This window comes from Sphingomonas sp. P2_B6 (assembly GCF_056404755.1).
Genome location: NZ_JBFUDK010000005.1, coordinates 134,063 through 158,721, shown reverse-complemented (window position 1 = coordinate 158,721; position 24,659 = coordinate 134,063). Strand labels below are relative to the sequence as shown.

Genomic DNA, 24,659 nt, shown 5'->3' with positions numbered 1-24,659 from the left:
CGGTGCGCAGCATACTGCAACCTTCTCCAACAGCTACTGAATTTTTCGAGAGAGCGGGAGTTGGATCGGGCGCGACAAAAGCACAGGACGCGGGCCGCCGTAACGGACGTCCGATTCCTGATCCAGATTAGCGCATTAGCCGGATCGTCCGACCGGGCAGCGCGATACCGCGGTATCGCACGAGGCGCGCCGGCGGGCTCAAACGTAATTCCGTTTGCGGACAGGAGCGATGGTCTGTTAGCCGTTCATCATGCGCGACGCGATACGCGACCTGTTTTCCACGCCTCGCAATACGAGGGACCATTTTCACACGGTGGACCTGTTGCGCGGGATAGCGGCGCTGGCTGTCGGGCTGTTCCATTATCTGAACTTTTTCATCCCCCCCGCGCAGCAACAGCCAGTGGCGAATTTTCTCGATCGAGAGCCGCTTCGCGAGGTTCTTTGGCCCGCCTATCATTACGGCCTCTGGGCGGTGCAGCTCTTCTGGCTCATCTCCGGCTTCGTCTTCGCCGCCGTCTATGTGGACACTGCCGTATCGGCGCGGACGTTCGCCATTGCCCGCATAGCGCGGCTCTATCCGCTGCATCTGCTGACCTTGTTCGTCGTCGCCGGGCTCCAGTTCTGGCGGCTGTGGTGGTTGGGGAATTTTCAGATATTCCAGTTCAACGACCTGTATCACTTCATCCTGAATCTGTTTTTCGCGTCGAGCTGGGGATTTGAGCGCGGCCTGTCGTTCAACGGCCCGATCTGGTCCGTATCGGTGGAAGTGGCGATTTATGCTGTGTTCTGGGTGACGCTGAAACCGCTTTACCGCGTCGGTGTGCTGGGACCGCTGGCGCTTGCCTGCCTGTTCACGACGGGATCGATATTCGATCTGCCCGGGACCGTCTTCTGGCAGTGCGGATTCTATTTCTTCACTGGTTCCGCGATCTACGTCGCTTTCTCGTTTCTGCGGCGCAGTCCCTGGCTATTTTTCGTCGCCGGCCTGGCGTCGCTCGCGGCGGCTATCCTGGCTGCCTTGCATGTTTCGTTCGAACATCTGATGCCGGTCATCATTCCGGGGCTGTTTCTGCTCGCCTGCGGGGTTGAGGCCGCGGGTTGGGGCCGCTCCTCCCGCTGGACGGAACTGATCGCCAACAACACCTATGGCGTCTATTTGTGGCATATCCCCGTCCAGCTCGGGTTGATGCTGATACTGGATGGCGTGGTCGGCGATCGAGCGGCCGTCTCAACCGGATGGTTCCTGCTATTATATCTCGGTCTGGTGATCGTCATCGCGCGGCTATCGTATCTGAACATCGAGCGCCCCGCCGGCCAGGCCATCCGGAGATTGTCCGCGAGGCGCCCGGGCGCGCCCGCATAAGTGCTTTCGGACAGGCGCTAACGCGCGCGGCCTAGATCAATCCGAGGGCTCGCATGCTGGCATGCCCGCCAGTCGACATGATCAGATGATCGTGCACCGCGATCCCCAGCGGCTGGCCCGCGCGGGCGATGCGCCGGGTGAGATCCACGTCGGCGCGGCTCGGCGTCGGATCGCCGCTGGGATGATTGTGGACCAGAATGATCGACGTCGCATGAAGCTCCACAGCGCGGCGGACCACTTCGCGCACATGGATCGCCGCCTCGTCGATCGTTCCGCGCGATATCACTTCGTCGAGGATCAGCCGGCCCCGCCCATCGAGATGCAAGGCACGAGCGATCTCGACCGCGCTGAAAGCGTGCGCCAGCCGCAAATAGTCGAGCAGCGCCGGCCAGTTATCCAGCACCGGCCCACGCGAGAAGCGCAAGGTCGCGATATGCGTCAGGGCGGCGTCGAGTCCGCCGATCAGCGCTTCCAGATCATGCCGGCCATCCAGCACCCGCAGCCGCGCATGGCCGCTCGCCATGAGCACGCCAGGCAGCGAGCCGAACTCCTGTACCAGCCTCGCGGACAGGCCAGCCGCGTCAGCGCCCGCTATGGAGTGAAGGAATCCCGCCAAGATGTGTCGGCACCGTAAATCCGAAGGCGCTTGCGGTGTCGCCATGTGCCGATCGCGACGATCAGCAACATCGGATAGGCCTCGAACGAGATCAGGAACTGATATCCCCGGGGCAATGCGCTGTGGTCGATCGCCCGGATCAGATGCGCGATGACGGCGAGGAGCTGCAAACCGGTGAGCCAGAGCGGCCAGAACCGCGTCGAGACGAGCGCCAGCACGAACAGGCCGACCAGCAGCAACAGATCGATCGCGAAGACCCAGACCTGCACCTTGAGAAATGATCCCGAAAAGGGTTGCGCCTGCGTGGCGAAGCTTGCGACCGAGGCCACCAGCATCATGGCCGCCGCGGCGCGCTCCGGCGCGCCGCCCCGGGCCAGCGCGTAGGCGCAGCAAAGGACGAGAATCATCTCGTACAGGATGACGCGCAGCATCTCGCGAGCGGAGCATTCAACCGGGCCCCGCGTCAACCGCGATCAGGCGGCCGAGCCTGTCGACGGCGTCGCGCGCCGCGGAAACATGGTCGTCGAGCATGCGTGCCCCCGCAGCGCCGGCGCGGCGCGCGGGCGCTGTCAAAATACCGTCAGTAAGTGCCGTTCAGGATCGCGCCGACGAACCGTCCGGCCCCATTGATCACCCCGAACCCGAGAAACAACATGGCCATCACGGACGCCGCGATCGCGAACGGCCATGCCAGGCGCTGGATCGTGCTCAGGTCATTGCGTTGCCCTTCTCGCGTAGGGATGGGCCAGCGCGCTTCCGGTCCGGTCGGCGTCAACCGCTCGCCCGGTCGGGGCCAGCTGTCGCGAACCGAAGCGGACGGCTGAACCGGGCCCTCCTCGTCCGGAAACGGGATTGCACGGGAATCGATGGGATCGGGGAGGTGGGATGGACCATAATGTGGTTCGACCGAACCCTCCCAGCCCTCGCGCGTGGCGACCATCAGGAGGGCGGCGCGAGTCGAGGCGACACCCAGCTTTTCGCGCGCGCCGCGCAGATGCCCTTCCACCGCGCGCTGGGAAATGCCGAGCTCGAACGCGATCTCCTTGTCCATCTTCCGATCCCATTTGCCGCGAAGACATTGCAGCTGGCGAGCGGTCAGGCCGTCAAGTCGAGTCGATCCCATTTGGAGCAATCTACTTCATGCCAAGCGCTTGGAAAGCATGCACACGTCCGAAATTATCGCTCCGGGAATCGTCGCAATTCGGTGCTCCAGGCGCCGCAATCGGCACTCGGCCGACAGAACGTCATGGCATCTCCTGCCAAATCCTATAGGATCGCAACAAGAAAACCGCCATGGTTGCGCAGGAGAGAGCCGATAATGTCCCGAACCCTGACCATGGCCCTCGCGCTTTTCGCGCTCGCTTTCGCCGCCAGCCCCTGTACCGCCGCGGAGGTCGAGCGTCGCAGCTTCGGCACGTTGCAGGACGGCACGGCGATCGAGGCGATCTCCCTGACCAACAGGCACGGGGTGAAGGCGACCGTGCTGACCTGGGGGGCGACGCTCCAGTCCCTGCTCGCGCCCGACCGCAAGGGACGGCTCGCCGATGTGGTGCTCGGCTATACCGACATGGCTTCCTATGAACGCAATAATTCCTTTTTCGGGGTGACGGTCGGACGCGTCGCGAACCGCATCGCCAAGGGTAGTTTCGTGCTCGATGGCCGCACCTATACGCTGCCCAGCGTCAACGGACGCGTCGCGAACCTCCATGGCGGGACGCGCGGCTTCGACAAGATTGTCTGGCAGGTGGAATCGGTGAAGAACGGCCCCACCGCGAGCGTGACCTTCAAGCATGTTAGCCCCGACGGCGACCAGGGCTTTCCCGGCACGCTCACCGTCCACGCGACCTTCTCGCTCGATGAACGCGACCAGTTGCAGATCGAATATCGTGCGACGACCGACAAGCCGACGATCGTCTCGATGACCAACCACAGCTATTTCACCATGGCAGGCGAGGATGTCGGGCGCGGATCGGACAACCAGCTGACGCTATTCGCGGATGGCTATACCCCAGTCGACAAGGACCTGATCCCGACGGGCCAGATCGTGCCGGTCGCCGGCACGCCGTTCGATTTCCGCACGCCTCGGGCGGTCGACGCCCGGGTGCGTGACGTCCGCGATCCGCAGATCCTGATCGGCCACGGATACGACCATAATTTCGTGCTGCGCGATGGGCATGGCGCGGTGCGGCTCGCGGCGCGGCTCAGCGATCCCGTGTCAGGGCGGGTGCTCGAGCTCTCGACCAACCAGCCGGGGTTGCAGGTCTATAGCGGCAACGGGCTGAACGGCGCGCAGATCGGCAAGGCCGGCCGGGCCTATCGCCAGGGCGACGGCGTCGCGCTCGAGGCGGAGAATTTCCCCGATGCGATCAATCATCCCGCCTTCCCTTCGGCGCGGCTCGATCCGGGCAGCGAATATCGCAACGTCATTGTCCTGAAGCTGTCGATCGAGTCCTCGGGCAAACGCTGAGCGTCGCCCAAGCGCGGCTTTTCCAACGCAAGAACCAAGAGGTATTTCATGGACGTCGGTTTCATCGGACTGGGCCTGATGGGCAGCGAGATTGCTGCCAACCTGATCAAGGCGGGTCACAAGGTCACCGTGTGGAACCGCAGCGCCGACAAGGCCGCGCCGCTGGTCGCGGCGGGCGCGACCTTGGCCGCGACGCCGGCCGAGGCAGCGCTAAGCCCGGTGGTGATGAGCATGCTCGCCGACGACAGGGCGCTCGAGGCGGTGGCGTTCGGCGAGGGCGGCCTATTGTCCTCCGGCACCCCGACCATTCATGTCTCGATGAGCACGATCAGCGTCGCCATCGCTGACCGCCTGGCCGAGGCCCATGCGAAAGCCGGCCAGACCTATATCTCCGCGCCCGTGTTCGGCCGTCCGCTCGCCGCCGCCGCGCGGAAGCTGTTCGTTGTCGCCGCCGGTCCGGCCGATGCCGTTGCCACCTGCCAGCCGCTGTTCGACGCGGTCGGCCAGCGCAGCTTCAACTTGGGCGAGACGCCGCACAAGGCGAACATCGTCAAGCTCAGCGGCAATTTCCTGATCATGACGGTGATCGAATCGCTGTCCGAGGCGATGACGCTCGCGGGCCGCTACGGCGTCGACAAGGGGACGCTGCTCGACACGCTGACGGGATCGGTGTTCGGCAGCATCATCTATGACGTCTATGGCAAGGTGTTGGTCGAAGAGAATTACGAGCCCGCCGGCTTCACCCTGCCGCTCGGTTTCAAGGACATGAACCTGGTCGCCGAAGCTGCCGTCGCGGCGGGCGTGCCGATGCCGATGCTGTCCCTCGGCCGCGACCGGCTGATCGCGACGATGGCGCGGGAGCGGCCGGAGCTGGACTGGGCGTCGATGGCGAAGACGGTCGAAGCCAATGCCGGGCTGTGAGCAGCGCATTCCCCCGCGCTTGCAACGCGGCGTCACCGGGCCGAGAACATAAGCCAGGCAAGGTGGAACGACCGACATGACTGAGCGCACCCTCAAGCGCGTCCACGCAGCGGTGCGCGACGATATCCGCGATCTGGTGACCCGGCGTCCATTGCCCGGGCCTGGTCTCGACCAGCTCGATCCCTTCCTGTTCCTCAACCATCACGGGCCGCAGACCTATGCGCCCGGCAATCACGGCCTGCCCTTCGGCCCGCATCCGCATCGCGGATTCGAGACAGTGACCTTCATCCTCGAGGGCAGCCTGGCCCATTCGGATAGCGGCGGGCATGAAAGCATCATTCATGCGGGTGGCGTACAATGGATGACGGCCGGGTCGGGGCTGATCCATGCCGAATTGTCGCCCGACGCGTTCAAGCGCGACGGCGGGCCGATGGAGATCCTCCAGCTCTGGCTCAACCTGCCCGGCCGGCTGAAGATGACCGCGCCGCGCTATACCGGCCTGCAGCGGGACGCGATCCCGTCGACCGATCTCGACGGCGCGACCTTGAACCTCATCTCCGGAAAGATCGCCGGGCTGACCGGCCCGATCGCCTCGCTGACCGGGGTATTCATGGCGACCGCCTCGATTCCTGCCGGCGGACGGATCGCGCTTCCCGCGCCGAAGGGCCGACAGGTCTTCCTCTATATCGTACGTGGCAAGGTCCGGCTCGCTGGCGCCGAGATCGATCGCTGGCATCTCGCAGAACTCGACGACGATGGCGATACCGTGGCGATCGAGGCGATGGATGACAGCCTGATCCTCTTCGGCCATGCCGACCCGATCGGCGAACCGGTCGTCGCGCATGGCCCGTTCGTGATGAACACGCAGCAGGAAATCATCGACGCCGTGCGCGACTATCAGGCGGGCCGGTTCAACGTGGTCGCGGCGGGCTGACGCTTAATGATGGACGCGACGCGGTAGCAGCTTCCAGGCGTCGCTGAACACCTGGCTCAGCCGACCGGGGAACAGGATGCAGTGCACTGCGAGCAAGATCCAGTCGACCGGATGCGCCAGCGCCGAGGCGACCAGTAGCGAGATCGGCAGGAACACCTCATAATATCCGTTGAGCAGGATCAGCTGGCGCGGGCGCGGCTGGACGATCGCTGCGTGCATCTCGAACCGTTCGAGCTTGAAGATCGCCAGAAAGGCGTAGAGCACCAGGGCGACGAACGGGATACGATCGTCGAGCAGCCAGAGCATCGCAAACAGCGCCGCGCATTCCAGCGGAAACATCACGCATGATCCGATCGCCCGCGCCCAGCGCCCCCCATGTCGCTGAACGAAGGTGCGGACATTGGCGGTACGGTCGGCCTCTTCATCGCTCAACTGGTGCCACAGGATGCCGCGTACCCCGAACGCGCCGGCCCATAGCGCGATCAGCCCGACCCAGACGGCATCCGGCGCGACGTTCGCCGCGTGAAAGGCGAGCAACGCCGCGACCAGCGCCGGGAAGAGATGCGCGCCGCTCGCATCCGCCATCACGCCGAACAACCCGCGCGCCTTTAGCCGCAATGGCGGCAGCGAATAGGCGCTGAAGGCGAGCCAGGCCCCGCCATAAGCAGTCAGCAGCAGCGGATCGTCGCGCCAGCGCCATGCCATGGCGAGGCCGATGAGCACGGGCACGGCGATGAGCAGGGCGATGACGATGGCCGATCGTCCTTCCGTCCGGTTCGGCTTACCCGCCCGCCTGTCTTCATCGCGGTCGGTAAGATCGTTGATAACGCTGACATAGACGGCGCCCGGCGCGATCGCGGCCAGCAACGCGATCGCGATTGGCCACGCGGCGGCAATCGACGCATGGCGATAGGTGAGCGTCGCATAGAAGACGCCGAGGATCGGAAGCAGCTTATATTCCCACCACTCGGTAGCCCGGATGATTTCCCCGATCCGCACCTGATTTCCACCCCCTGGCTCGCGCGATCATCGCCGATAAATCGCCCCGGCATAACCGCCTTGTTGGTAATTTGGTGAGATTTTCCGTTGACGGAATAAAGCCGCGGCGTGGTAGCGACACTCGATAAGGGGATGCGATGTTGAACAGTGCCGGTCTGCGCCATATCGCTTTTGTCAGCTGCAATGAGACCCATTGGGGCGGCAGCGAGGAGCTGTGGGGCGCAACCGCTGCGGAACTGGCGCGCCGGGGCCACCGCATATCGGTGGCGAAGCCCAACCTTCCCAAGGGCGAGCCGGCGATCAGGCGGCTGCACGAGGCGAAGTGCAAGTTGTACGATCTGGCCAAGTTTCCGCTGTTGCCCAAGAAATTTTACGGCATCTTCTCGCTGATCAGCCGCGCCGCCGGGCTGAGCTGGCAACTGACGCGCCTCGACATCGCGCTGCGCTTTTCTCGCCCCGACCTGGTAGTCCTGTCGCAGGGCGGCAATTGGGACGGTTTCCTCTATGCCGGGGTGCTGCGGCGGCTGGGCATCCCCTATGCGCTGATCTGCCAGAAGGCGACTGAGCTCTATTGGCCATCCGACTGGATGCGCGCGCGGTGCAAGGCGATGTATGCCGAGGCGGCGGCAGCATATTTCGTGTCGCGCCACAACCACCGGCTCACCGAAGAACAGATGGGCATGGCGATCCCCAACGCCGAGGTGGTGCGCAATCCATTCCTCACATCCTGGGATGCGCCGCTCCCATGGCCCGATGAGAGCAACGGGCTGAAGCTTGCCTGTGTCGGTCGCTTCTTCCCAATGGAGAAGGGGCAGGACATGCTGCTCCGCGTGATGGCACTGCCGAAATGGCGCGCACGCGACGTCAGCGTGACCTTTTTTGGCGAAGGCGACCGCATTGAGGGACTGAAGGAAATGGCCGCCTTTCATGGGCTGGACAATGTCTTCTTTCCCGGCTTCGTCCGTAACGTGCAGGGCGGGATATGGGCCCGGCATCATGCGCTGGTTCTCCCGACGCGCGCGGAAGGCCTGCCCCTGGTCGTGGTCGAGACGATGCTGGCCGGCCGCGTGACGATCACCACCGATGTGGCGGGCAGCGCGGAAGTCTGCACCGACGGCGAGACCGGCTTTCTCGCGACCGCGCCGACCGAGGCGGCGATCGACGAGGCGATGGAACGCGCCTGGGCGGCGCGGGCGGAGTGGCCGGCGATCGGCGCCGCGGCGGCCGCCAGCATCCGCACTCAGGTGCCGCCGAGCCCGGCGAGCGCCTTTGCCGATATCGTGCAGCGCCTGATCGACGGACGCACCACGCCGGCACAGGTTACGACGCCTGTCGAGGAATTCGCCAAGGCGGCCGAATAGGCGCTTATGCCCGGGTGCCGGGCTGGGAGAACAGATAGTCGCGGGCAAAGGGCGCATAGACCGCGTCTGCCGCGAGCCCGTCCGACAGACCTCGCGCCTGTTCGAGCAGTTCGTCCGTAACGATCGTGCCGTCGACGGGCCTCGCCGGCCGCAGCCGGTCGAGCAGCGCGATCAGCGGGGCCAGCCGGTTCTCGAAAACCAGGCCTAGATACAGGCGCGAGACGGCCCGGCGAAAGGGCAGGCGCCGGACCAGCCGGGCGAAGCGGGGATACCAGCGCAACTCGACCGGCGAGAGCGAGCGATTGACCACTGTATCCTCGAAATCGAACGGTGCGACATCGAGCCTGCGTTCCATCTCGGCGCGGAACGCCACGGGATCGCGCGCCAGCAATTCATAAGGCAGCACGATCACCCGGTCGCCGAACCGGGCGCGGTACATCGCGATCATCTCGTCATAGCGCCAGGGGTTCTCGCCGCCCTGCCATATCTGGGTCTCGAGGTCGTCGGCGCCGCCCACCCGGACATATTGCGAATAGGAAGACAGGATCATCGAACGGAATCCACGCGTGACGATCAGCACATGGGCGTCCGGGAAGGTTTCAGCGAGCAGGGTGCACGCCCGGGATTGCCGTTCGCCCAACGTGCCATCGCCTAGATTCGATAAATCGATACTGCGCGTCCCGGCATCAGGAAACGGCGACGTAAACGACTCCTGGCTGGTCACACGCCATCGATGGCCCGGCCTGGCCAGGGCTGCTTCCGCAACCATCGCATAGACGTTCCGGAAACCCCCGATGCCGCCTTGGACATAGGCGATCTGCGGATGCGCCGCGAACCAGCGCTGGAGAAAGGTCGAGCCGGTCTTGGGATAGCCGATATGGATCAGATGGCGGGTCATGCCGCCGCCTCCGGCAGCGAACGGGCGAGCGCCTCGATGGAGAAGCCGGTGGTCAATTCCTCCGATCCCCAATGCGGCGTATCCGGGTGGGCTGGCGCAAGGCTGCCGTCGCGGCGGCGTTCCCGCCCGCCGAAATAGACCGGCGCGCGAGGCCAGCTTCCGTCCGGCGACTGGGCTGCGATCAGCGCGCTGATCAGGCTCTCTCGCGGTGTTGCCCCGCAATAGCGCTGCGCCGCGATGGACAGAGCCAGCTCCAGTGCGTTGGCCGGCGCCGCAGCATCGAGCTTGGCGAGAAGCAGATCCCGCCCCTCCGCCGACCGGCTCCCGAGCGCGCGGGCGAAGAAATACCAGAGCACGAACAGGTTCTCATACCATTTGTCGGCATCGGCCTCCCCATCGCGACGAAGAATGTCGACCAGCCGCGCGACCACGCGCTCATGTCCTGGGAAATCGCCGAGATAATGAAGGCAATTGGCGTTCACACCTGCATCGACATCGCCCGGCGCGGCCGAGGTTTTTTTGAAGAAGAACCAGAGCGTCGCCAGATGGCGAAGCTGGGGCAAGGTCACCCGCATATGCGCAAGGCCGGTCCACCGGGCGCGCGGCATGATCCAGGTCAGGAACATGCCCTGCGTGTCGCGGTTCGCCAACAGCAGCATGGGGTCGGCGACTTCCGTCGATCCCGCTGCGGCAAGCACCGCCGACACGCAGCTGGTGTCGTCCATGTCGGGTGGCAATTGCCGAAAAAAAGGATGGCCGGTCGTCCAGTGCCGCCACAGGCCGTGGCGGTCACGCTGAGTAAGCAGGAACGCCAGCGCGCGCTGTTTCATCGCCGCCGCTTCGGGTGCGAACGAAAGGGCGTGCGCGACGAGCGCGGTCGGAAAGATCGACGGGTCGGGTTCGCAGTCACCGGCCATGTCCCGGCGCAACGACGTGACGACACGGAACTCGCCGCTCGGCAATTGCGCACGGTCGAGAAAGGCCAGGGCCTTGTCCAGTGCCTCCCGCGCCGCCGTCGTCAAAGGGTCCGACCCGTTCCGGACGCTTGCCACGATCGTCATTCCCCCACGCGCCGGGCCACACATCCGTGCGCTGTCGCTGTCACGCGGTGTTTAGCCACTCGTCCGTTGCCTGTCGACGGCTGGACCGCCGAGGCCCGAGAGGCTAGCGCTGCCGTCATGGATGCGGAATCGTTCGGCACTCGCTATGACGCTCTCCTCCAGGCGCCGCGCATGCGCGCGCTGTACGGCGACAGCGGCTATTTCAACATCGGCTATTGGGAAGCGGGTGCGACCGACCTGGTGACAGCCTGTGGTCGCCTCATCGACGAGCTCGCATCGACCGTCCCCGACGACGCGTCCTTCATCCTCGATATCGGCTGCGGCATTGGCGGCGGCACACGTCGGCTGACCGACCGCTTTCCCGACGCGCTCGTGCTCGGCGCGAATATCTCGCGCTGGCAGCTTGCCCAGGCCAAGCAGCGCGGGGTAACCGTAGCCGTGATGGATGCCGTCCATCTCCCGATCGCCTCCGGCTCGACTGATGCCGTGATTGCGGCCGAATCCGCGCAATGCTTCGACACCCGCGCCGACTTCTTTGCAGAGGCGTACCGCGTATTGCGGCCGGGCGGTACGCTTGCCGTGGCAGACATGTTGTTCCGCGATACCGGCCCAACCGGAAGCTGGATGATCCCGCTCGCCAACAATGTCGAATCGCTCGACCAATATGCTGCACTGATCACGGATGCGGGCTTCGAACTGGGTTCGCTGCGCGATACTGCCGTCACTTGCTGGAAGCCGTTTTGCGCGGCGATGCGCGGCGTCTTTCCGGGGCACGAATCCCGCGTTGACGAGATCGAAGCCTCGCTCGCTTTCTACGCGATCGCCTTCGCCACCAAGGCCTAGATCTTGCGCGCCGCCTCGATCAGCAGGACGGGGATGCCGTCGCGGATCGGATAGGCAAGGCCCGCCTCGTCCGAGATCAATTCGCTCGCGGCTGAATCAAGGCGAAGCGGCGTGCGCGTCGCCGGGCAGACCAGCCTCACGAGCAACGCCTCGTCGAAATCATGCTGCATTCCGGGCCTTTCCTTGGTCATTCGCCGTCAGCTACTGCCTCATGCGGCTCATCCCATTCGCTGTCCAGCCGCACCAGCTGATGCGCCCAGATCAGCATGTTCGAGACCGGGTCGGGATCAGTAGAGACATCGACATGGCATTCCCGGCTGCGCGCGCTTTCGACGGCCAGCGGATACATGGTCGCGGCATCGAGGATCGTCGCGCGGACGATGTAGCGACCGGCAAGAAGCGGGAATTTCGGCAATGTGCAGCGCAGGATGCCGCGACCGGCATCGAGGTGGCGCGCCACCGGGTCGACCGTCCCGCCGATACAGGTCCAACGGTCCTCGGACCAGATGCTGAAGGCCCAGATCACCTCGGTCGGCTGGTCGGCCTCATAACGTATCGCCACCTCGACCGGCCGGCCGGTGCGTACCTCATCGCCATCGAGCGACCGCATGCTCAGCCCGCCCATGCGCACTGGCCCGGCCGCCGCGAAATCCTCGAGCTGGTTCGCGTCGGCCAGTGGCCGCTGCTCGAGCATCCGGCTGACCGTATGGGCGACATCGCCTTCATAGGCGACGCGCCCGCGCTCGATCAGGATCGCACGGTCGCACACCGTCTGGACCTGCTGGACATTGTGCGAGACCAGCAGCAGCGATCCGCCGCGATAGACGAATTGCCGCATGTGGCGGATGCATTTGTGCTGGAAGGACAGGTCGCCGACCGCCAGCGCTTCGTCGACCAGCAACAGGTCCGGGCCGAGATGCGCCGCGAGCGAATAGGCGAGACGCGCCTTCATGCCCGAGCTGTAGGACATCAGCGGCGTGTCGATGAACTCGGCGAGCTCGGCGAAATTGATCACCGTCTCGAGCAGGTGCGCGGTCGCGTCCGGATCGAAACCGTGCAGCGCCGCGCCGACCTCGATATTCTCCCGGCCGGTGAGCAGCGGGTTGAAGCCGGTGCCCAGCTCGATGATCGCCTCGGACCGGCCGGCAATGCGCACTTGGCCCGCATCCGGCTTCAACAGACCGTAGAGCACCCGCAACAACGTGCTCTTGCCCGCGCCGTTGCGGCCGATCACGGCCAGCGCCTCGCCGCGCTTCACCTCGAACGAGATATCCTCCAGCGCCCAGAACTCACCGGGCCTCAGGCCATGGGGTTTCGACTGCCGGCCTGACAGCTCGCCGACGATGTCATGGAGGCCGTAGAACAGCGCCTTCTTGAGGTTGCCGCAATATTTCTTGGAAAGGTTCGACACCGATAGAGCGGCGTCGTCGGCGTGCGGACCGGCGGGGTAGGTCGCAACGTCCATATCAGCCCAGCCTGCTGACGACGTGCGGTCGCGCCAGCCGGTACCAGAACCATGCGACCAGCAGGCCGGCCATGGCGATGGCGATCACAACGAAGAATTCAGTCGAGACATGCGCCCGGCCAAGCATCCAGACGCGGCCGGTAATGAGCAATGGCGCGACCGGATTGAGGTAGAGCAGGCCCTGGGCGGATATCGGATAGATGACCGGGGTCAGGAAGAACCACAGGGTCGTCACCAGCGTGACAGCCCGTCCGACGTCATCATACAGCATCCCAAGGGGCGCAAGCGCCAGCCCGATGGCGATGCCGAGCAGCACGAGCGCCATGACGCCGACTGGAATCAGCAGCATCACCGGCGCCAGCGGGACCCACCAGACGATGACCAGCATCGACATCACGACGCGGATCGCGTTGTTGACCAGCACTTCCATCACCCCGGCGAGCAGGATTGCCTCATGAGGCACGCGGCTGCGGGTGATCAGCTGGCGCGCGGCGGTCAGGTGGAGCAACGGCGCATTGATCGCGTCGATGAAACATTGCCACAGGATCATCCCGGACAGAACGAACAGAGGGTAGGGCAGCTCGGTCGGCGGAATGCTGAGGATCCGCCGCGACTGGATATAGCTGCAGATCAGCGCGGTGCCGATGGCCGGCAGCAGCAGCCAGAGATAGCCGAGCAAGGTTCGCCGGTGCCGCACGCGCAAATTGCTGCGGAACAGCCGCCACGCGATCATGCCGGAAGCACGCAGATCAGCCATGGCCCTCGCGAGGAACTGGCGCGGCCGGCGCAGTTCCGGGGTGGCGGTGTAGACCACGTCTTCCATGACCGGGCTATGGCGTAATGGCTTCCGCAACGATAGCCTATCGGCCAATCAGGCGCCGGAACTGTTCCCGCGACACCGCCTGGTTGCGGTTCGGCACGAAGCCCAGGCTTTCCGCGATCCCCGCGCTTCCCGCCAGCCGATCGGCCACCGCAACCACCCCCGCGCCGTCCATCGCGAACAGCTCGAACCGGGCGCCGCCCCCGGCGCGATCGAGCGCATAGGTCACTGCGCGCGCTCCCTCGGGGATACAGGCGGAGGAGATTGCCGGGCGCGGCCGCGAGGACCGATTGGCGCGCGATCCGTGGATGGTCTTGTAGTCGAAGATCACCGCTTCACCCGCTGCGAGCGGGAGCGAGACCGACAGTTCGGTGAGCAGATCGCCATAGTCGGCAAAGAACGGCCGGACATGCGCGGCCTCGATATTGGGGACGAGCTTGTGGGTGCCGGGCAGCAAGGCGAGCGCGCCATTGCGGTCGTCGACATCGATCAGCGGGCACCAGATGTTGAGCGCGACCTGATCATTGTCCGGCAGCATGGTCCAGTCGCGATGCATCGACAGTGGCGCGGCGCCGGCCGGCTTCACCAGCAGGCCACCCGTCAGCATGCGATATCCAATGAGGACATGGCCAAGCGGCTCGCGCAGCGCGTCCTGCACGAAAGCCCAGGCCGCCTTGCGATAGGCGATATCGGGATCAAGCAGGCTGACATGATAAGCGTGATCGAGCGTCGACGTATTAGGCGTGAAGTCGAGCGCCGGCCTGATCGCCGGCAGCGCCGCGGCCAGCGCTGCCGCCGTTTCCGGCGAGAGCAGGCGAACGACGGTGTAGCCGTCACGATCGAAAGCGCGCTGCCGCTCGAGATCGGCGAAGATGCCTCGCGTCATCGCTTCCTCCGCGCCTCGTGTCATGTCGCCACCGCCTCGATAATGGCGATGTCGAGCGAAGTACGCACGATCCGCTCGATCCGGAAACCCGCCCGTGCCAGGAAATCGGCATATTCCCCGGCCCGGCGCACGCGTCCGTTGACGGTCGCGAGCAGAAGCAGGTCGAACGCCTTGCCTTCCATACCCTGATCGTCATCGGCGATCACGTCCTCAACGATCAGCAGGCGGCCATCCGGCGCCATCGCGCTGCGGCAATTCCCGACGATCTTCAGGGCCTGTTCCTCGGGCCAGTCATGCAGGACGTGCGACAGCAGATAGGCATCGCACCCGTTGGGCACCGCTTCGAAGAAATCGCCGCCCATGACCCGACAGCGCTCGTCCAGCCCGAGCCGCTGCATCGACGCACGGCCGGCCTCCGCATTGGCCGGCAGGTCGAACAGAATCCCCTCGAGATGCGGGTTCGCGAGCAGGACGGCAGCGAGGAGATTGCCGGCGCCGCCGCCGATATCGGCGATCCGGCGGATGGGGCCGAAATCATAGGCGGCAACGATCGCATCCGGCTCATCGCCATGGAAGCCGATCATCGTTTCGCGCACCTGCCGCGCAGTGTCGGCGCGGTCGTGATCGTACATTGCGCGCGGCCGGGCATCGAGCAGCGCCGAACGCCCCGTCTGCACGCTGTGGGAGAGTTTGCCGACCGCGTTCCACATGCCCGGCACCCCCAGCGCGCGGACGGCGCTGCGGAGATTGCTCGCATCGCTCGACCGCAGCGCCACACCGAGCGGGCCAAGCGAGAAGCGCCCGTCCGGTCCTTCCGCAAAGAATCCATGGCCGGTCAGGGAGCGCAGCAGTCGATAGACCGCGAGTTCGTCGGCGCCGCTTTCCCGCGCCAGTTCCGCCGCGGTCTTCGGCGCATGTTCCAGCATGTCGGCAAAACCAATGTCGGCGACTATCTGCACCGCGCGCGCCACGATATGGGCGCCGGCCAGGCCGAGCACCTGAGCACGGATGCTGCCGCCCGTCAAAGTCCCACCTGAAGGCTTTCCGGCGACAGCGCCGTCTCGGTCGCGAAATAGCGTATCTCGTCGAGCGGGCGGAGCGACCGCAGGGTCGATGAGCGGCGCAACAGGGTCGCGACCGCGATATTGACCGTCGCGCGGCCGATCTGCGCCCCGATACAGGCATGGGCGCCGGAGCCGAACGCGAAATGCCGGCTATTGCCCCGATCGAGCCGAAGCCGGTCGGCCTGCTCGAACTGCGCTGGATCGCGGTTGGCCGCGCTCAAGCACAGCCGAACCTCGGCGCCTGCCGGGATGGTCACCCCGTCAAGCTCGACATCGGCCCGCGCCACACGCGGCACCATATGCTCGGGCGGGTGGAGCCGCAGCACTTCCTCGACGAACGGCCGGACCAGGGTGGGATCGGTGCGGAGCGACTGCTGGTTCCGTTCGTCCTCGATCATGCGCAGGACCGCGCGGGCAATGACGCGCTGGGTTGTCGTGGTGCCGGCCAGCCACATCAGCCGGACGAGGCTCCGCGCCGACGCCTCGGGAACCTGCGCCTCGATCAGCGCGCCGAACATCGAGGAACGGTGTGCCATCGCATCGAGGCTCGTAATGAAATCGGCGAGAGGATCGGCTGTGTCCATGGAGCGCAGTTCGGCGGCGACGATATCCTCCACCCCCACCGCGTCGAGGCCGAGCAGATCGGCGGTGATGCCCCGGCTGATCGGGATGCCAAAGTCGGAAACCATGTCCAGCTCGGGCCGTACCAGCGCATCGGCCAGCCGCGAGGCCGTTTCCTCCAACCGCGCCGTCACGGCGGGGGAGAAGAGCCTGGCGACCGTGCGCCGCATCGCCGTCTGTCCCGGCGGATCGGCGGCGAGCAGCACGGCGTCAACATCGCGATAGGGCGCGTTGGAGAAATGCTCGGGCCGCGCAAAGGCCGAGCGGACCGCCTCATGCCCCAGTACGATCCAATAATCGTGGCAGGGGAGGAACAGCACCGATCCCTCCCGCCGCAGCGCCTCGTAATACGGAAACGGATCGCCGACGACGAGCGGCGCGCGCAGGTCGATCGTCGCCGCCGAGAGGGGGGGCGCTGCCGGCGGCGGGCGACGCAACAGCGGCCGTACGCGGTGCGCGACGGCGGCGACATATCGCCTCATGGACCTTCCCCCTTTCGTTGCCCCCCGCCCAAGGCGACCCGCGGTCGGCCAGGGCAGCATATGCCCGCGATACTTCAGATGGTGTCGATATAGATCGGCCTGCCATCCCGCAACGCGCTGGGGAACGTGACGCCGTCACTGACATTTTTCAGTGACGCGATAGAGCGGGGCGCGGCGGCCGTCGCGGTCGGTTGGGGCATCACCGTTGCACCGGGTTGACACGGTGGAGCAGCCTTCGCCATTCCACGCATTCGGGACACAAAATAACAAGGGACATTTGCTGATGCGGTTCGGGTTCGCGCTTCTCGCCACGACGCTCCTTTCCTCCATGGCGGTCGCTCAGTCGACGCCGACTGCCGAGCCAGCCAGGGATGTCTCGGCACCGGGCGGCGACATCCCGGCCAAATTCACGCCGCCCACCGCGAATTACAATTACGAGAAGCGCGACGTGATGATCCCGATGCGCGACGGGGTGAAGCTGCACACCGTCATCATCGTCGCCAAGGGCGCGAAGAACGCGCCGATCCTGCTGACCCGCACGCCCTATAATGCGTCGGGCCGCGTGGTGCGGATGGACAGCCCGAACATGATCTCGACGCTGCCCGAAGGCGACGAACTGTTCGTCAAGAACGGCTATATCCGCGTCTTCCAGGACATTCGCGGCAAATACGGCTCCGAGGGCGATTATATCGTCACCCGCCCGGTGATCGGCCCACTCAACAAGACCAAGACCGATCATGTCACCGACGCGTATGACACGATCGACTGGCTGGTGAACAAGGCGAACCTGCCCGAGTCCAACGGCAAGGTCGGCATGCTCGGGTCGAGCTATGAAGGCTTCACCGTCGTCATGGCGCTGCTCAACCCGCACCCCGCGCTGAAGGTCGCGGCGCCCGAGAGCCCGATGATCGACGGCTGGATGGGCGACGACTGGTTCCATTACGGCGCGTTCCGCCTGACCAATATCGGCTGGCTCGCCTCGCAGACCGGCTACAAGGCCGCCGGCAAGTCGGCGACGTCACCCGCCTGGGACGATTACGATACCTTCCGCAAGGTCGGTTCGGCCGGCGACTGGGCCAAGCAGTCGGGCTTCGACCAGCTGCCATACTGGAACCGCATGTCGCAGCACCCCGCCTATGACGAATTCTGGTCGGGCCAGGCGCTCGACAAGCTGCTCGCCGCCGCCCCCTCCAAGGTGCCGACTTTGTGGGAACAGGGCATCTGGGACCAGGAGGACATGTACGGCGCGATCCACGCCTGGGAGGAGCTCAACAAGGTCGGGCATGGCGGCAACAATTTCCTGCTGATGGGCCCGTGGCGCCACAGCGGCTTCAACTATAACGGCTCGTCGCTGGGCGTGCTCAAGTTCGACGGCGACACCGCGCTCCAGGCCCGGCGCGACGTGTTGCTGCCCTTCTTCAACGCCTATCTGAAGGACGGCGCGCCCGCCTTCACGCCCCCGGCGGTGACCTTCTACAATACCGGCGAGAACAAATGGGACCGGTTCGACAAATGGCCGCTCGCCTGCGACACCGGCTGCGCCACGCCGATGAAGCCGATCTATATGTCGGGCGACTGGGGCCTCAGCTTCGACAAGCCCGTGGTCGGCGACGACTCCTATGTCTCCGATCCCGCCAAGCCAGTGCCGCATCTGCCGCGCCCGGTGAATTTCGGCGACGGCCGCTGGCAGAGTTGGCTGGTGAGCGACCAGCGCCACGCCGACGGCCGCCCGGACGTGCTGACCTATGAGACGCCGGTGCTGACCAGCCCCGTCACCGTGTCGGGCGTGCCGATGGCGGACATCTATGCCAAGACGACCGGCACCGACGGCGACTTCGTGGTGAAGGTGATCGACGTCTATCCGGACGAAGTCGCGACCGACAAGACGATGGGCGGCTATCAGCTCGCGGTCAGCCTCGACATCTTCCGCGGCCGGTATCGCGACAGCTTTTCCAGGCCGAGCGCGATCCCGGCGGGCAAGGTGCAGCGGTACAAGTTCCGCCTGCCCGCGGTGAACCATGTGTTCCAGCCGGGCCACAAGATCATGGTCCAGATCCAGTCGAGCCTGTTCCCGCTCTATGACCGCAACCCGCAGACTTATGTGCCGAACATCTTCTATGCGAAGAAGACCGACTACAAGAAAGCGACCGTGACGATCGAACGCGGCGGCGCGACGCCGAGCGCGGTGTGGCTGCCGGTGGTGTCCGGGGCGGAGTAACCGCCTGCGCCGCCGGCGGACAGATCGCAGCCTGCGCCCGGCTCGGCGCGCGCCTGGCCAGGGGCGACGGTGTTCCGAAGGACGGGGCCGGCGCACATCCGCGGGCTTGAACGGATGATCGGGCGTTCCGGGACTGCCCGCCGTCACGCCGGTGCTTAGTCGCGCGACGCTCGATTTTCCGATGACCACCAGGCGAAAACCTCCTCCTGCAACCCGCGCACGAACGCCAGCGCCTCCCCGCCCGTCCAGGGACCATCATAGCCATGCCGCATGGCGATGCCGCCGACCCACCAGCCCTGGCCGGGCAGCCCGTCGGATTCGCGGACGACCAGCACCGCCAGTCCCGGCTCGCCCGCGGCGGCGCCCGCGCTGTCGATCGCGTCGAGCGTCTTGCATACGGCACGCATTTTCGGCCGGGTGAACCGGTGGCCCAGCTCGGCCAGCAAATGCGAATAGCTGATCGGCTCGCCAGCTTTGGCCGAGGCGATCAGGATGGCACGGACTCGCGCCACGTCGCCGATCGCATCATCGGCGGGAGAAGGCGGGTGGGCCGGGCCGTCCAGGGCAGTGCGCGGTTTGCTCATCGCCCTGGATGATGACTCATCGCGTTTCGCTTCGCGAGGGCCTATTGTTCGGGCAGGTCGATTGCAGATCGGGCAATCGACGCGGCCAATTCCTTGTGCGGATATGTCAGCCATTATGCCGACGAGCGAGTTGGTCCGGGGCGTGCGCAGGCGGCCCGCGAAACGACCTGATAGCCAGCCGCGGCGTCCGGCCATCCCTGACATTCGAACGGTAGCTCTTTGACAAAACGGGGAAGCGGCTCGATACATTAGCGTAATTTCGAGAGGGGGCTCCACACATTTTGTCGACCGCTGGTATTGTAGCGCCCTTATTGGAAGGCGACCCGATAGCTGGCTCGACGGTGTTCCGCCCGTCGCCCTGCCGGAGAGCGCGAAGCTGCCCGATGGCCATGACGATGCCCGGCCATGACAATCCGGCTTTGAACAGCAAACCGGGCAGCTGGAGATCGCGACCGGCCGCTATGCTGATGCGGTTGGTCGTCAGCCGGTGCGAAGCACGGGACGCGGCAGCGGTGAAGGAGGCCCAGCACAAAATGCCTGGGATATTCCGATTGGTCCCGGCTTACCGGCGCTCCAATCCCTTCGTGATCGCAGCATCAAGCAACGCATGCGTCATTGCAGTTCCGCTATCAGATAAGTGCCGCGAATCGAAGAACGCCAGCCTGTTGTCGGGAGCCAGTATCTGCACCCCGCCGTCAGGCGAGGCAAAGAGGTTAGCTACGTCAACGACCGTCACACGGTTGCCAGCAAATCCGGATGCTGTCGTAAGTGCCGCTATCCTCTTTCGTCGCGCACTCAGCGGCTCAAGGTAGGGCGCGTGTAAGCCGTTTCGGATGTTCTCTCTATTCACATTGTCGGGCAATATTGGGGGTTGCATGACAACGATTACATGCTTCGTGTGCGTTAGCGAAGTCGCGATTGTTTTCTGCAACACCTCCGGGCCACTCATTTTTTCGGCCCAATTGTCTATAAGCACGACCAAGTCGGGTTTCTTCTCAGCCATAAGCCTCGCCACTGTCGGCCAGCTTGTGTTTGCCGCGTCCGGCAACTGGTTCTTCCCGGCGGCGCCGACTGCGTAAAGCGTGAGCCCATGCTCTTTGGCGATCTCAGCGATTTCGGTGCCGTACATCGCCGCCTCGCTATCGCCAGACAGGAGGATGCTGCCCTTGTTGCCGCCGGCGACAACAAAGCCCCCGCGGGGAATGAGGCGCGTAGGCACGTCATAGTAGAGCGAGGTTCGTAGCCACACGCCGCCAGCCGCGACTGCGGCGATCACCGCAACAGTCCCGCCGAACAGGCGCCAGCGGCGCCCAGGGTTGTTGAGGAACGCGCGCGCCGGCGTTTCCACCAGGCGATAGCTCGTCTCGGTAAGCACTAGTGTGACTGCAACCTTGACCGCCGTCCTGCCCAATTCGCCGCTTTGGAACATCTCGTAGTCGACAAAGGAAAAGACGGGCCAATGCCACAGATACAGGGAGTATGACCGCTTGCCGATCGCTACCATCCAAGGCCGCGCAAGGAGCCGCAATGGTGCCGGGCCTCCTTCACCTACGGGGGCGATAAGCAACGCTGTGCCGAGGACTGGAAGGGCGGCCATCCATCCTGGAAACCCAGCGCCTTCATTCAACGTTGCGACCGCGAGAGCGATCATCACGGCGCCGATCCAAGCGGCCCCTGCTGCGCTCTTTGCTTCCAGCTTGCCGCCCTCCGCTCGGTACAGCGCCAAGCTTGCGCCGATCAGCAACTCCCATGCCCGCGTTGGGAGCAGGTAGAATGCCCATGTCGGACGGATGGGTGTGAGCCAGACGCAAGCCGCGAAGCTTACGGCAGCGATAAGCAGCAGGACCGCCAGCGGTCGCCTGACCAAGCGCATCAGGAAATACAAAAAGATCGGGAAGATGACGTAGAACTGTTCCTCAACGGCCAACGACCAATAATGAAGAAGCGGCTGCGCGTCGGCCGAAATCTGGAAATAGCTCCCCTGTGACAGGAGCTTGAAGTTTATGACCGAGAGAACCGCAGCCGCGCTGCTCACGCCGAGAGAGGCGAGATCCTGCGCTGAATAGATGAAATAGCCTGCTGCGAACGTCGCTAAGACCACTAGGATCAGTGCTGGGAAAATCCGCGAGATGCGGCGCTGATAGAAGCGAGCGATCGAAAAGCGGTCTCGAGCGATGTCATAAAGAAGAATCGAGCTAATTAGATAGCCCGAAATCACGAAGAATACGTCGACGCCCACGAACCCGCCAGGCAGGATAGATCTTTTTAGATGGAAGAGAAAAACGGACAGAACCGCAACGGTGCGAAGTCCGTCGATCTCCGGCCAATATTGCCAACGCGGTTGACCGTCCGCAGGGCCGTCCGGCTCAAGATGCGTCATCGTGTCCCCCTCGTCCACGCGCATAGCGACCATTGCAGGAGCGAGGAAGGTGTAGCGTTCCGCTAAGCGAGGTCCGCTCCCGCATATTGAGCCATCACGCCTGCGGCCATGCGATCAATGGTGTACCCCCGTGCGGTCATAATTTCGCGGCCAAAAAGCGCGCGTTTCCGTAGCTCAGGATCTTGAGCTGCCTCTCGGACGCGCGCCACAAGAGCCGGTATGTCGAAGACGTCGACCATAGTGCATCCAGGAAGCGTCGCCATAACCTCGCTTCCACCGGAGGAGGTGTCATAGCCCAGCACGGCAACCCCATTCGCTAAAGCCTCCAAGACGACCAGACCGAAGGGCTCGCGGCTTGATAGCATCAACAGCAAATCGCTCGCCTGCCAGACCTCTTCCGGTTTGGTCACGAAGCCGAGAACGGAAACGTTTTGCGTCAGATCTCTATCGAGGATGCGCCGCCGGGCTTCGTCAAGGTCGCTGCCCTCGCCTGCTAGCAAGAACCTCAAGTCGGCCATGTCGCGCAATTGGTCTGCGATTTCAATAAAGTCGAAAAGCCCCTTCTCTCGCTCGGCACGACCCAGGAACGTGACCGTAAAGGGGCTGTGCCGGTCCTTCGGTGGTGAAGCGAACTTGCCCGGGTCAATCCCGTTGTGAACGACGCCTAGCCGGCGGGGCGTGACAAGGCGCCGATCAGCCCATTCATCGGCTACCGAATGACTGATAGCTATCGACCTGCGCGCCCAAAGACGCCGCGCCAGATTGATAGCGAGATCGCGCGGGCCACTCTTTGGATATACGTGAAGGTGGGAAACCCAACGCTTTCCGTAAGATGCAAGGATCGGCGATGCCCAGATCGGCTCGCAATGGCTATGGATTATCGCGCCGCGATTAGCTCGCAGCTCTGCTTTCAAGCGCGCGGACTTGCCGACCTTGCCGCCGGACAAGGCAACGACCTCTATGCCGGCATCCTCGCACCGAGCGATTACCCGCTCCGAATGGGCTAAGAGTATGATCTTGACACTCTCTCCCGCTACCTTCTGCGCCTTAGCTAGGTCCACGACCAGGGTCTGAAGGCCGCCGAAGGGCTCGGGCGGCATTACGTGGACGATGGATCTGGCTGCGGTCATGATGCGGCGTATGCCATCGCGCCCAATGGCCGACAAGCGGCGGACATCTAGCGTTCCACCTCGATTGCACCTCAGCCACCCTAGTTGTGTAGACCCGGACTCTGATGGCGCATCTTCGATCCTGAATCGTCAGGAGGAGGATGCCCTATGGCAAGCGTTCTTCACGGCAGCGCCCGCACGACGCTGTGTCTTCGAGCCGAGTTCCAAGCGTCGAAAAGGAGCACCCGAGCCCTTGCCACCCGCTACGGCGTGAACCCCAAGACGGTGGGCATCCGCGCGGAGATCGCCGCGGCTGGCGTCGAGGCGGTCATCCCCGCCGAGAGCAATTGTCGCATACCCATCCCGAACGATCGCGAAAAATACCGCTGGCGCAATCTCGTCGAGCGCTTGTTCAGCAAGCTCAAGAACTGGCGGCGCGTCGCCACCCGCTACGACAAAACCAAAGAGCCCTACCTCGGCTTCGTCGCTCTCGCTTCAATCGAACTGTGGATACCCTTTGTCCACGACGCCTACGCTGTGACGGCGTCCGTAAATTGTTCGACAGTAAGTAATCTCGGGATTAATATATTGGGGCCGTTGATGATCCTTGCGATTTCTGCAGCGGTGTTCATTTGGTTTTGAGCGGTCGCTGCTCGATAGGTTGAGCCCGCGCGACAAGGCCTAGCACTCGCGTGCCTTTCGCGCCGCCGCACATCCCGCGAAGGGCAGACCAGCGGAATCCCGACGCGTTATGGAACGGTCGAGGTGGTAGTTTTACGGGTCTGATGCGACTGTACCTGTGACGGCCGCGTGCGTATGCTACCCGGTGTTGCGTGAGTGAGGAGAGTCGTAATTCAGGTCGGAGCGTTGAACCCGACGGGTGAAGCTAGCGCGCCGGTGAGCCCGGCGACCATGTCCCTTGTCGTCCTGATTGTATTGGCCACCCTCATTGTGATTCCGTGGTTAATTCTGAAGTACCGGGGACGAAAGACCCGTGATCACCGTCGTGCCGGTAGAAGGCAGAGGATCGACTTGTTCGGCGAGGATCGACGGTGACGTTGAAGCGCTATTCGCTGCTTTCGTGCAGGCTTGGGAAGCGCCGGCGCACCAATACCGACAGGATGCAAAAGTCGAGCGCGAGCGACGCGCGGCGGGGTTATGCGAAGAGTGTGGTGAGAGGCCGGCGTCGACAGGGCCGATCTATAGAAGTCGCTACTGTGAGATTCATCGTGTTCTGGATTATCCCTGAACCGCGTTCTTTACCAAGCATGTCGGCAAATTCGGTGGAGCGATCCTGGATATGATTGCATCGGGCGGCGGTGCGATCTCAGGGATGATCGGCAGACACCGGATGCGGGCAGGCATCAACCGCGGCGAGCGTCGTTTTCGCGCCGTCGATTGCAGCCTGTCGCGCGACCAGGTCTTTGATCGATCCAGCAGCATTGATCGTCGTGACGGCCGAGAGCCGGACCGACACTTGGTGTGAACAGACATAGCTCGAGAGATTGCGATCGGAGACGCACGCGGAAAGAGCGAGCAGGCCACCAAGGAAGAAGAGTACCTTCAA

22 protein-coding genes and 2 pseudogenes are annotated in these 24,659 nt (G+C 64.3%); 8 read left to right on the top strand and 16 right to left on the bottom strand.

The genetic code is table 11. The features are described 5' to 3' along the window. The first annotated feature begins 250 nt into the window (after positions 1-250). Positions 251-1,363: an acyltransferase family protein gene (locus AC1DX5_RS09570; RefSeq protein WP_465170664.1), complete on the top strand. Its 1,113-nt coding sequence runs from the start codon at positions 251-253 to the stop codon at positions 1,361-1,363. Between the two features lie 31 nt (positions 1,364-1,394). On the opposite strand, the gene AC1DX5_RS09565 is transcribed toward AC1DX5_RS09570, so the two are convergent. The 3 genes from AC1DX5_RS09565 to AC1DX5_RS09555 form a co-directional block, all read right to left on the bottom strand. Then, complete coding sequence (locus AC1DX5_RS09565) at positions 1,395-1,886, bottom strand: JAB domain-containing protein (protein ID WP_478015079.1); 492 nt, start codon at positions 1,884-1,886, stop codon at positions 1,395-1,397. Between the two features lie 68 nt (positions 1,887-1,954). Then, positions 1,955-2,410 (bottom strand): hypothetical protein, encoded by a 456-nt coding sequence (locus tag AC1DX5_RS09560; protein ID WP_478015077.1) that lies wholly within the window; start codon positions 2,408-2,410, stop codon positions 1,955-1,957. Between the two features lie 149 nt (positions 2,411-2,559). After that, positions 2,560-3,102 carry a response regulator transcription factor gene (locus AC1DX5_RS09555; RefSeq protein WP_478015076.1) on the bottom strand — a complete coding sequence of 181 codons (543 nt, stop codon included), beginning with the start codon at positions 3,100-3,102 and terminating at the stop codon, positions 2,560-2,562. A 195-nt stretch (positions 3,103-3,297) separates the two neighbouring features. On the opposite strand from AC1DX5_RS09555, the gene AC1DX5_RS09550 reads away from it, so the two are divergent. The 3 genes from AC1DX5_RS09550 (at position 3,298) to AC1DX5_RS09540 (ending at position 6,301) form a co-directional block, all read left to right on the top strand. Next, a complete protein-coding gene (locus AC1DX5_RS09550) occupies positions 3,298-4,446 on the top strand; it encodes an aldose epimerase family protein (RefSeq protein ID WP_478015074.1) in 1,149 nt (382 codons plus the stop codon). A gap of 48 nt (positions 4,447-4,494) precedes the next feature. Then, positions 4,495-5,367, top strand: coding sequence for an NAD(P)-dependent oxidoreductase (locus AC1DX5_RS09545; protein ID WP_465174836.1), 873 nt, complete (start codon positions 4,495-4,497; stop codon positions 5,365-5,367). A gap of 76 nt (positions 5,368-5,443) precedes the next feature. Next, positions 5,444-6,301 (top strand): pirin family protein, encoded by an 858-nt coding sequence (locus tag AC1DX5_RS09540; protein ID WP_465174835.1) that lies wholly within the window; start codon positions 5,444-5,446, stop codon positions 6,299-6,301. 3 nt (positions 6,302-6,304) lie between these two features. On the opposite strand, the gene AC1DX5_RS09535 is transcribed toward AC1DX5_RS09540, so the two are convergent. Further along, positions 6,305-7,300, bottom strand: coding sequence for a UbiA family prenyltransferase (locus AC1DX5_RS09535; protein ID WP_478015072.1), 996 nt, complete (start codon positions 7,298-7,300; stop codon positions 6,305-6,307). Positions 7,301-7,437: 137 nt separating this feature from the next. On the opposite strand from AC1DX5_RS09535, the gene AC1DX5_RS09530 reads away from it, so the two are divergent. Beyond that, positions 7,438-8,661 (top strand): glycosyltransferase family 4 protein, encoded by a 1,224-nt coding sequence (locus AC1DX5_RS09530; RefSeq protein ID WP_478015070.1) that lies wholly within the window; start codon positions 7,438-7,440, stop codon positions 8,659-8,661. A gap of 4 nt (positions 8,662-8,665) precedes the next feature. Here the strand turns inward: AC1DX5_RS09530 and AC1DX5_RS09525 are convergent, their stop codons facing one another. Both AC1DX5_RS09525 and AC1DX5_RS09520 read right to left on the bottom strand, forming a co-directional pair. After that, positions 8,666-9,559: a sulfotransferase gene (locus tag AC1DX5_RS09525; RefSeq protein ID WP_465170655.1), complete on the bottom strand. Its 894-nt coding sequence runs from the start codon at positions 9,557-9,559 to the stop codon at positions 8,666-8,668. Continuing rightward, on the bottom strand, positions 9,556-10,611 hold the full coding sequence (locus tag AC1DX5_RS09520; protein WP_465174832.1) for a prenyltransferase/squalene oxidase repeat-containing protein: 1,056 nt from the start codon (positions 10,609-10,611) through the stop codon (positions 9,556-9,558). The genes AC1DX5_RS09525 and AC1DX5_RS09520 overlap by 4 nt, the downstream gene beginning before the upstream one ends. Before the next feature lie 126 nt (positions 10,612-10,737). On the opposite strand from AC1DX5_RS09520, the gene AC1DX5_RS09515 reads away from it, so the two are divergent. After that, entirely contained in the window at positions 10,738-11,463 is a 726-nt protein-coding gene (locus AC1DX5_RS09515) for a class I SAM-dependent methyltransferase (RefSeq protein WP_478015068.1), read from the top strand. On the opposite strand, the gene AC1DX5_RS09510 is transcribed toward AC1DX5_RS09515, so the two are convergent. The 6 genes and pseudogenes from AC1DX5_RS09510 to AC1DX5_RS09485 all read right to left on the bottom strand — a co-directional run bounded on the left by AC1DX5_RS09510 (position 11,460) and on the right by AC1DX5_RS09485 (position 16,801). Next, the gene (locus tag AC1DX5_RS09510; RefSeq protein ID WP_478015066.1) at positions 11,460-11,633 is read right to left on the bottom strand and encodes a Trm112 family protein; all 174 of its coding nucleotides are present in this window, start codon (positions 11,631-11,633) and stop codon (positions 11,460-11,462) included. The two genes, AC1DX5_RS09515 and AC1DX5_RS09510, sit on opposite strands and share 4 nt — an antisense overlap. Positions 11,634-11,650: 17 nt before the next feature. After that, a pseudogene (locus AC1DX5_RS09505) lies at positions 11,651-12,712 on the bottom strand (ABC transporter ATP-binding protein); the annotation flags it as partial. A gap of 217 nt (positions 12,713-12,929) precedes the next feature. Next, positions 12,930-13,751 (bottom strand): ABC transporter permease, encoded by an 822-nt coding sequence (locus AC1DX5_RS09500; RefSeq protein ID WP_478015064.1) that lies wholly within the window; start codon positions 13,749-13,751, stop codon positions 12,930-12,932. Between the two features lie 37 nt (positions 13,752-13,788). Next, entirely contained in the window at positions 13,789-14,634 is an 846-nt protein-coding gene (locus tag AC1DX5_RS09495; RefSeq protein WP_478015062.1) for a phytanoyl-CoA dioxygenase family protein, read from the bottom strand. Positions 14,635-14,654: 20 nt separating this feature from the next. Beyond that, entirely contained in the window at positions 14,655-15,659 is a 1,005-nt protein-coding gene (locus tag AC1DX5_RS09490; protein WP_465174827.1) for a methyltransferase, read from the bottom strand. Then, positions 15,656-16,801, bottom strand: a complete 1,146-nt coding sequence (locus tag AC1DX5_RS09485; protein WP_478015061.1) for a cytochrome P450 — start codon at positions 16,799-16,801, stop codon at positions 15,656-15,658. The genes AC1DX5_RS09490 and AC1DX5_RS09485 overlap by 4 nt, the downstream gene beginning before the upstream one ends. Before the next feature lie 283 nt (positions 16,802-17,084). On the opposite strand from AC1DX5_RS09485, the gene AC1DX5_RS09480 reads away from it, so the two are divergent. After that, positions 17,085-19,019, top strand: a complete 1,935-nt coding sequence (locus AC1DX5_RS09480; protein WP_478015059.1) for a CocE/NonD family hydrolase — start codon at positions 17,085-17,087, stop codon at positions 19,017-19,019. Positions 19,020-19,174: 155 nt separating this feature from the next. Here AC1DX5_RS09480 and AC1DX5_RS09475 read toward each other — a convergent pair whose 3' ends face one another. The 3 genes from AC1DX5_RS09475 to AC1DX5_RS09465 form a co-directional block, all read right to left on the bottom strand. Further along, positions 19,175-19,603: a ribose-phosphate pyrophosphokinase gene (locus AC1DX5_RS09475; RefSeq protein WP_465170646.1), complete on the bottom strand. Its 429-nt coding sequence runs from the start codon at positions 19,601-19,603 to the stop codon at positions 19,175-19,177. 562 nt (positions 19,604-20,165) lie between these two features. Then, positions 20,166-21,983: an acyltransferase family protein gene (locus tag AC1DX5_RS09470; protein WP_478015057.1), complete on the bottom strand. Its 1,818-nt coding sequence runs from the start codon at positions 21,981-21,983 to the stop codon at positions 20,166-20,168. A gap of 62 nt (positions 21,984-22,045) precedes the next feature. Further along, positions 22,046-23,083, bottom strand: coding sequence for a glycosyltransferase family 4 protein (locus AC1DX5_RS09465; RefSeq protein ID WP_478015221.1), 1,038 nt, complete (start codon positions 23,081-23,083; stop codon positions 22,046-22,048). A 177-nt stretch (positions 23,084-23,260) separates the two neighbouring features. On the opposite strand from AC1DX5_RS09465, the pseudogene AC1DX5_RS09460 reads away from it, so the two are divergent. Then, a pseudogene (locus tag AC1DX5_RS09460) lies at positions 23,261-23,380 on the top strand (IS481 family transposase); the annotation flags it as partial. A 1,039-nt stretch (positions 23,381-24,419) separates the two neighbouring features. On the opposite strand, the gene AC1DX5_RS09455 reads toward AC1DX5_RS09460, so the two are convergent. Further along, positions 24,420-24,659, bottom strand: coding sequence for a hypothetical protein (locus AC1DX5_RS09455; protein ID WP_465170643.1), 240 nt, complete (start codon positions 24,657-24,659; stop codon positions 24,420-24,422).

What these genes read in the sequence shown, in the direction of transcription:
- AC1DX5_RS09510 (WP_478015066.1), bottom strand. Translation starts at nt 11,633, where the DNA reads ATGCAGCATGATTTCGACGAGGCGTTGCTCGTGAGGCTGGTCTGCCCG.
- AC1DX5_RS09500 (WP_478015064.1), bottom strand. Translation starts at nt 13,751, where the DNA reads ATGGAAGACGTGGTCTACACCGCCACCCCGGAACTGCGCCGGCCGCGC.
- AC1DX5_RS09485 (WP_478015061.1), bottom strand. Translation starts at nt 16,801, where the DNA reads ATGAGGCGATATGTCGCCGCCGTCGCGCACCGCGTACGGCCGCTGTTG.
- AC1DX5_RS09465 (WP_478015221.1), bottom strand. Translation starts at nt 23,083, where the DNA reads ATGCCGCCCGAGCCCTTCGGCGGCCTTCAGACCCTGGTCGTGGACCTA.
- AC1DX5_RS09470 (WP_478015057.1), bottom strand. Translation starts at nt 21,983, where the DNA reads ATGACGCATCTTGAGCCGGACGGCCCTGCGGACGGTCAACCGCGTTGG.
- AC1DX5_RS09545 (WP_465174836.1), top strand. Translation starts at nt 4,495, where the DNA reads ATGGACGTCGGTTTCATCGGACTGGGCCTGATGGGCAGCGAGATTGCT.
- AC1DX5_RS09530 (WP_478015070.1), top strand. Translation starts at nt 7,438, where the DNA reads ATGTTGAACAGTGCCGGTCTGCGCCATATCGCTTTTGTCAGCTGCAAT.
- AC1DX5_RS09550 (WP_478015074.1), top strand. Translation starts at nt 3,298, where the DNA reads ATGTCCCGAACCCTGACCATGGCCCTCGCGCTTTTCGCGCTCGCTTTC.
- AC1DX5_RS09540 (WP_465174835.1), top strand. Translation starts at nt 5,444, where the DNA reads ATGACTGAGCGCACCCTCAAGCGCGTCCACGCAGCGGTGCGCGACGAT.
- AC1DX5_RS09560 (WP_478015077.1), bottom strand. Translation starts at nt 2,410, where the DNA reads ATGCTGCGCGTCATCCTGTACGAGATGATTCTCGTCCTTTGCTGCGCC.
- AC1DX5_RS09475 (WP_465170646.1), bottom strand. Translation starts at nt 19,603, where the DNA reads ATGAGCAAACCGCGCACTGCCCTGGACGGCCCGGCCCACCCGCCTTCT.
- AC1DX5_RS09495 (WP_478015062.1), bottom strand. Translation starts at nt 14,634, where the DNA reads ATGACGCGAGGCATCTTCGCCGATCTCGAGCGGCAGCGCGCTTTCGAT.
- AC1DX5_RS09525 (WP_465170655.1), bottom strand. Translation starts at nt 9,559, where the DNA reads ATGACCCGCCATCTGATCCATATCGGCTATCCCAAGACCGGCTCGACC.
- AC1DX5_RS09565 (WP_478015079.1), bottom strand. Translation starts at nt 1,886, where the DNA reads ATGGCGAGCGGCCATGCGCGGCTGCGGGTGCTGGATGGCCGGCATGAT.
- AC1DX5_RS09480 (WP_478015059.1), top strand. Translation starts at nt 17,085, where the DNA reads ATGCGGTTCGGGTTCGCGCTTCTCGCCACGACGCTCCTTTCCTCCATG.
- AC1DX5_RS09515 (WP_478015068.1), top strand. Translation starts at nt 10,738, where the DNA reads ATGGATGCGGAATCGTTCGGCACTCGCTATGACGCTCTCCTCCAGGCG.
- AC1DX5_RS09570 (WP_465170664.1), top strand. Translation starts at nt 251, where the DNA reads ATGCGCGACGCGATACGCGACCTGTTTTCCACGCCTCGCAATACGAGG.
- AC1DX5_RS09555 (WP_478015076.1), bottom strand. Translation starts at nt 3,102, where the DNA reads ATGGGATCGACTCGACTTGACGGCCTGACCGCTCGCCAGCTGCAATGT.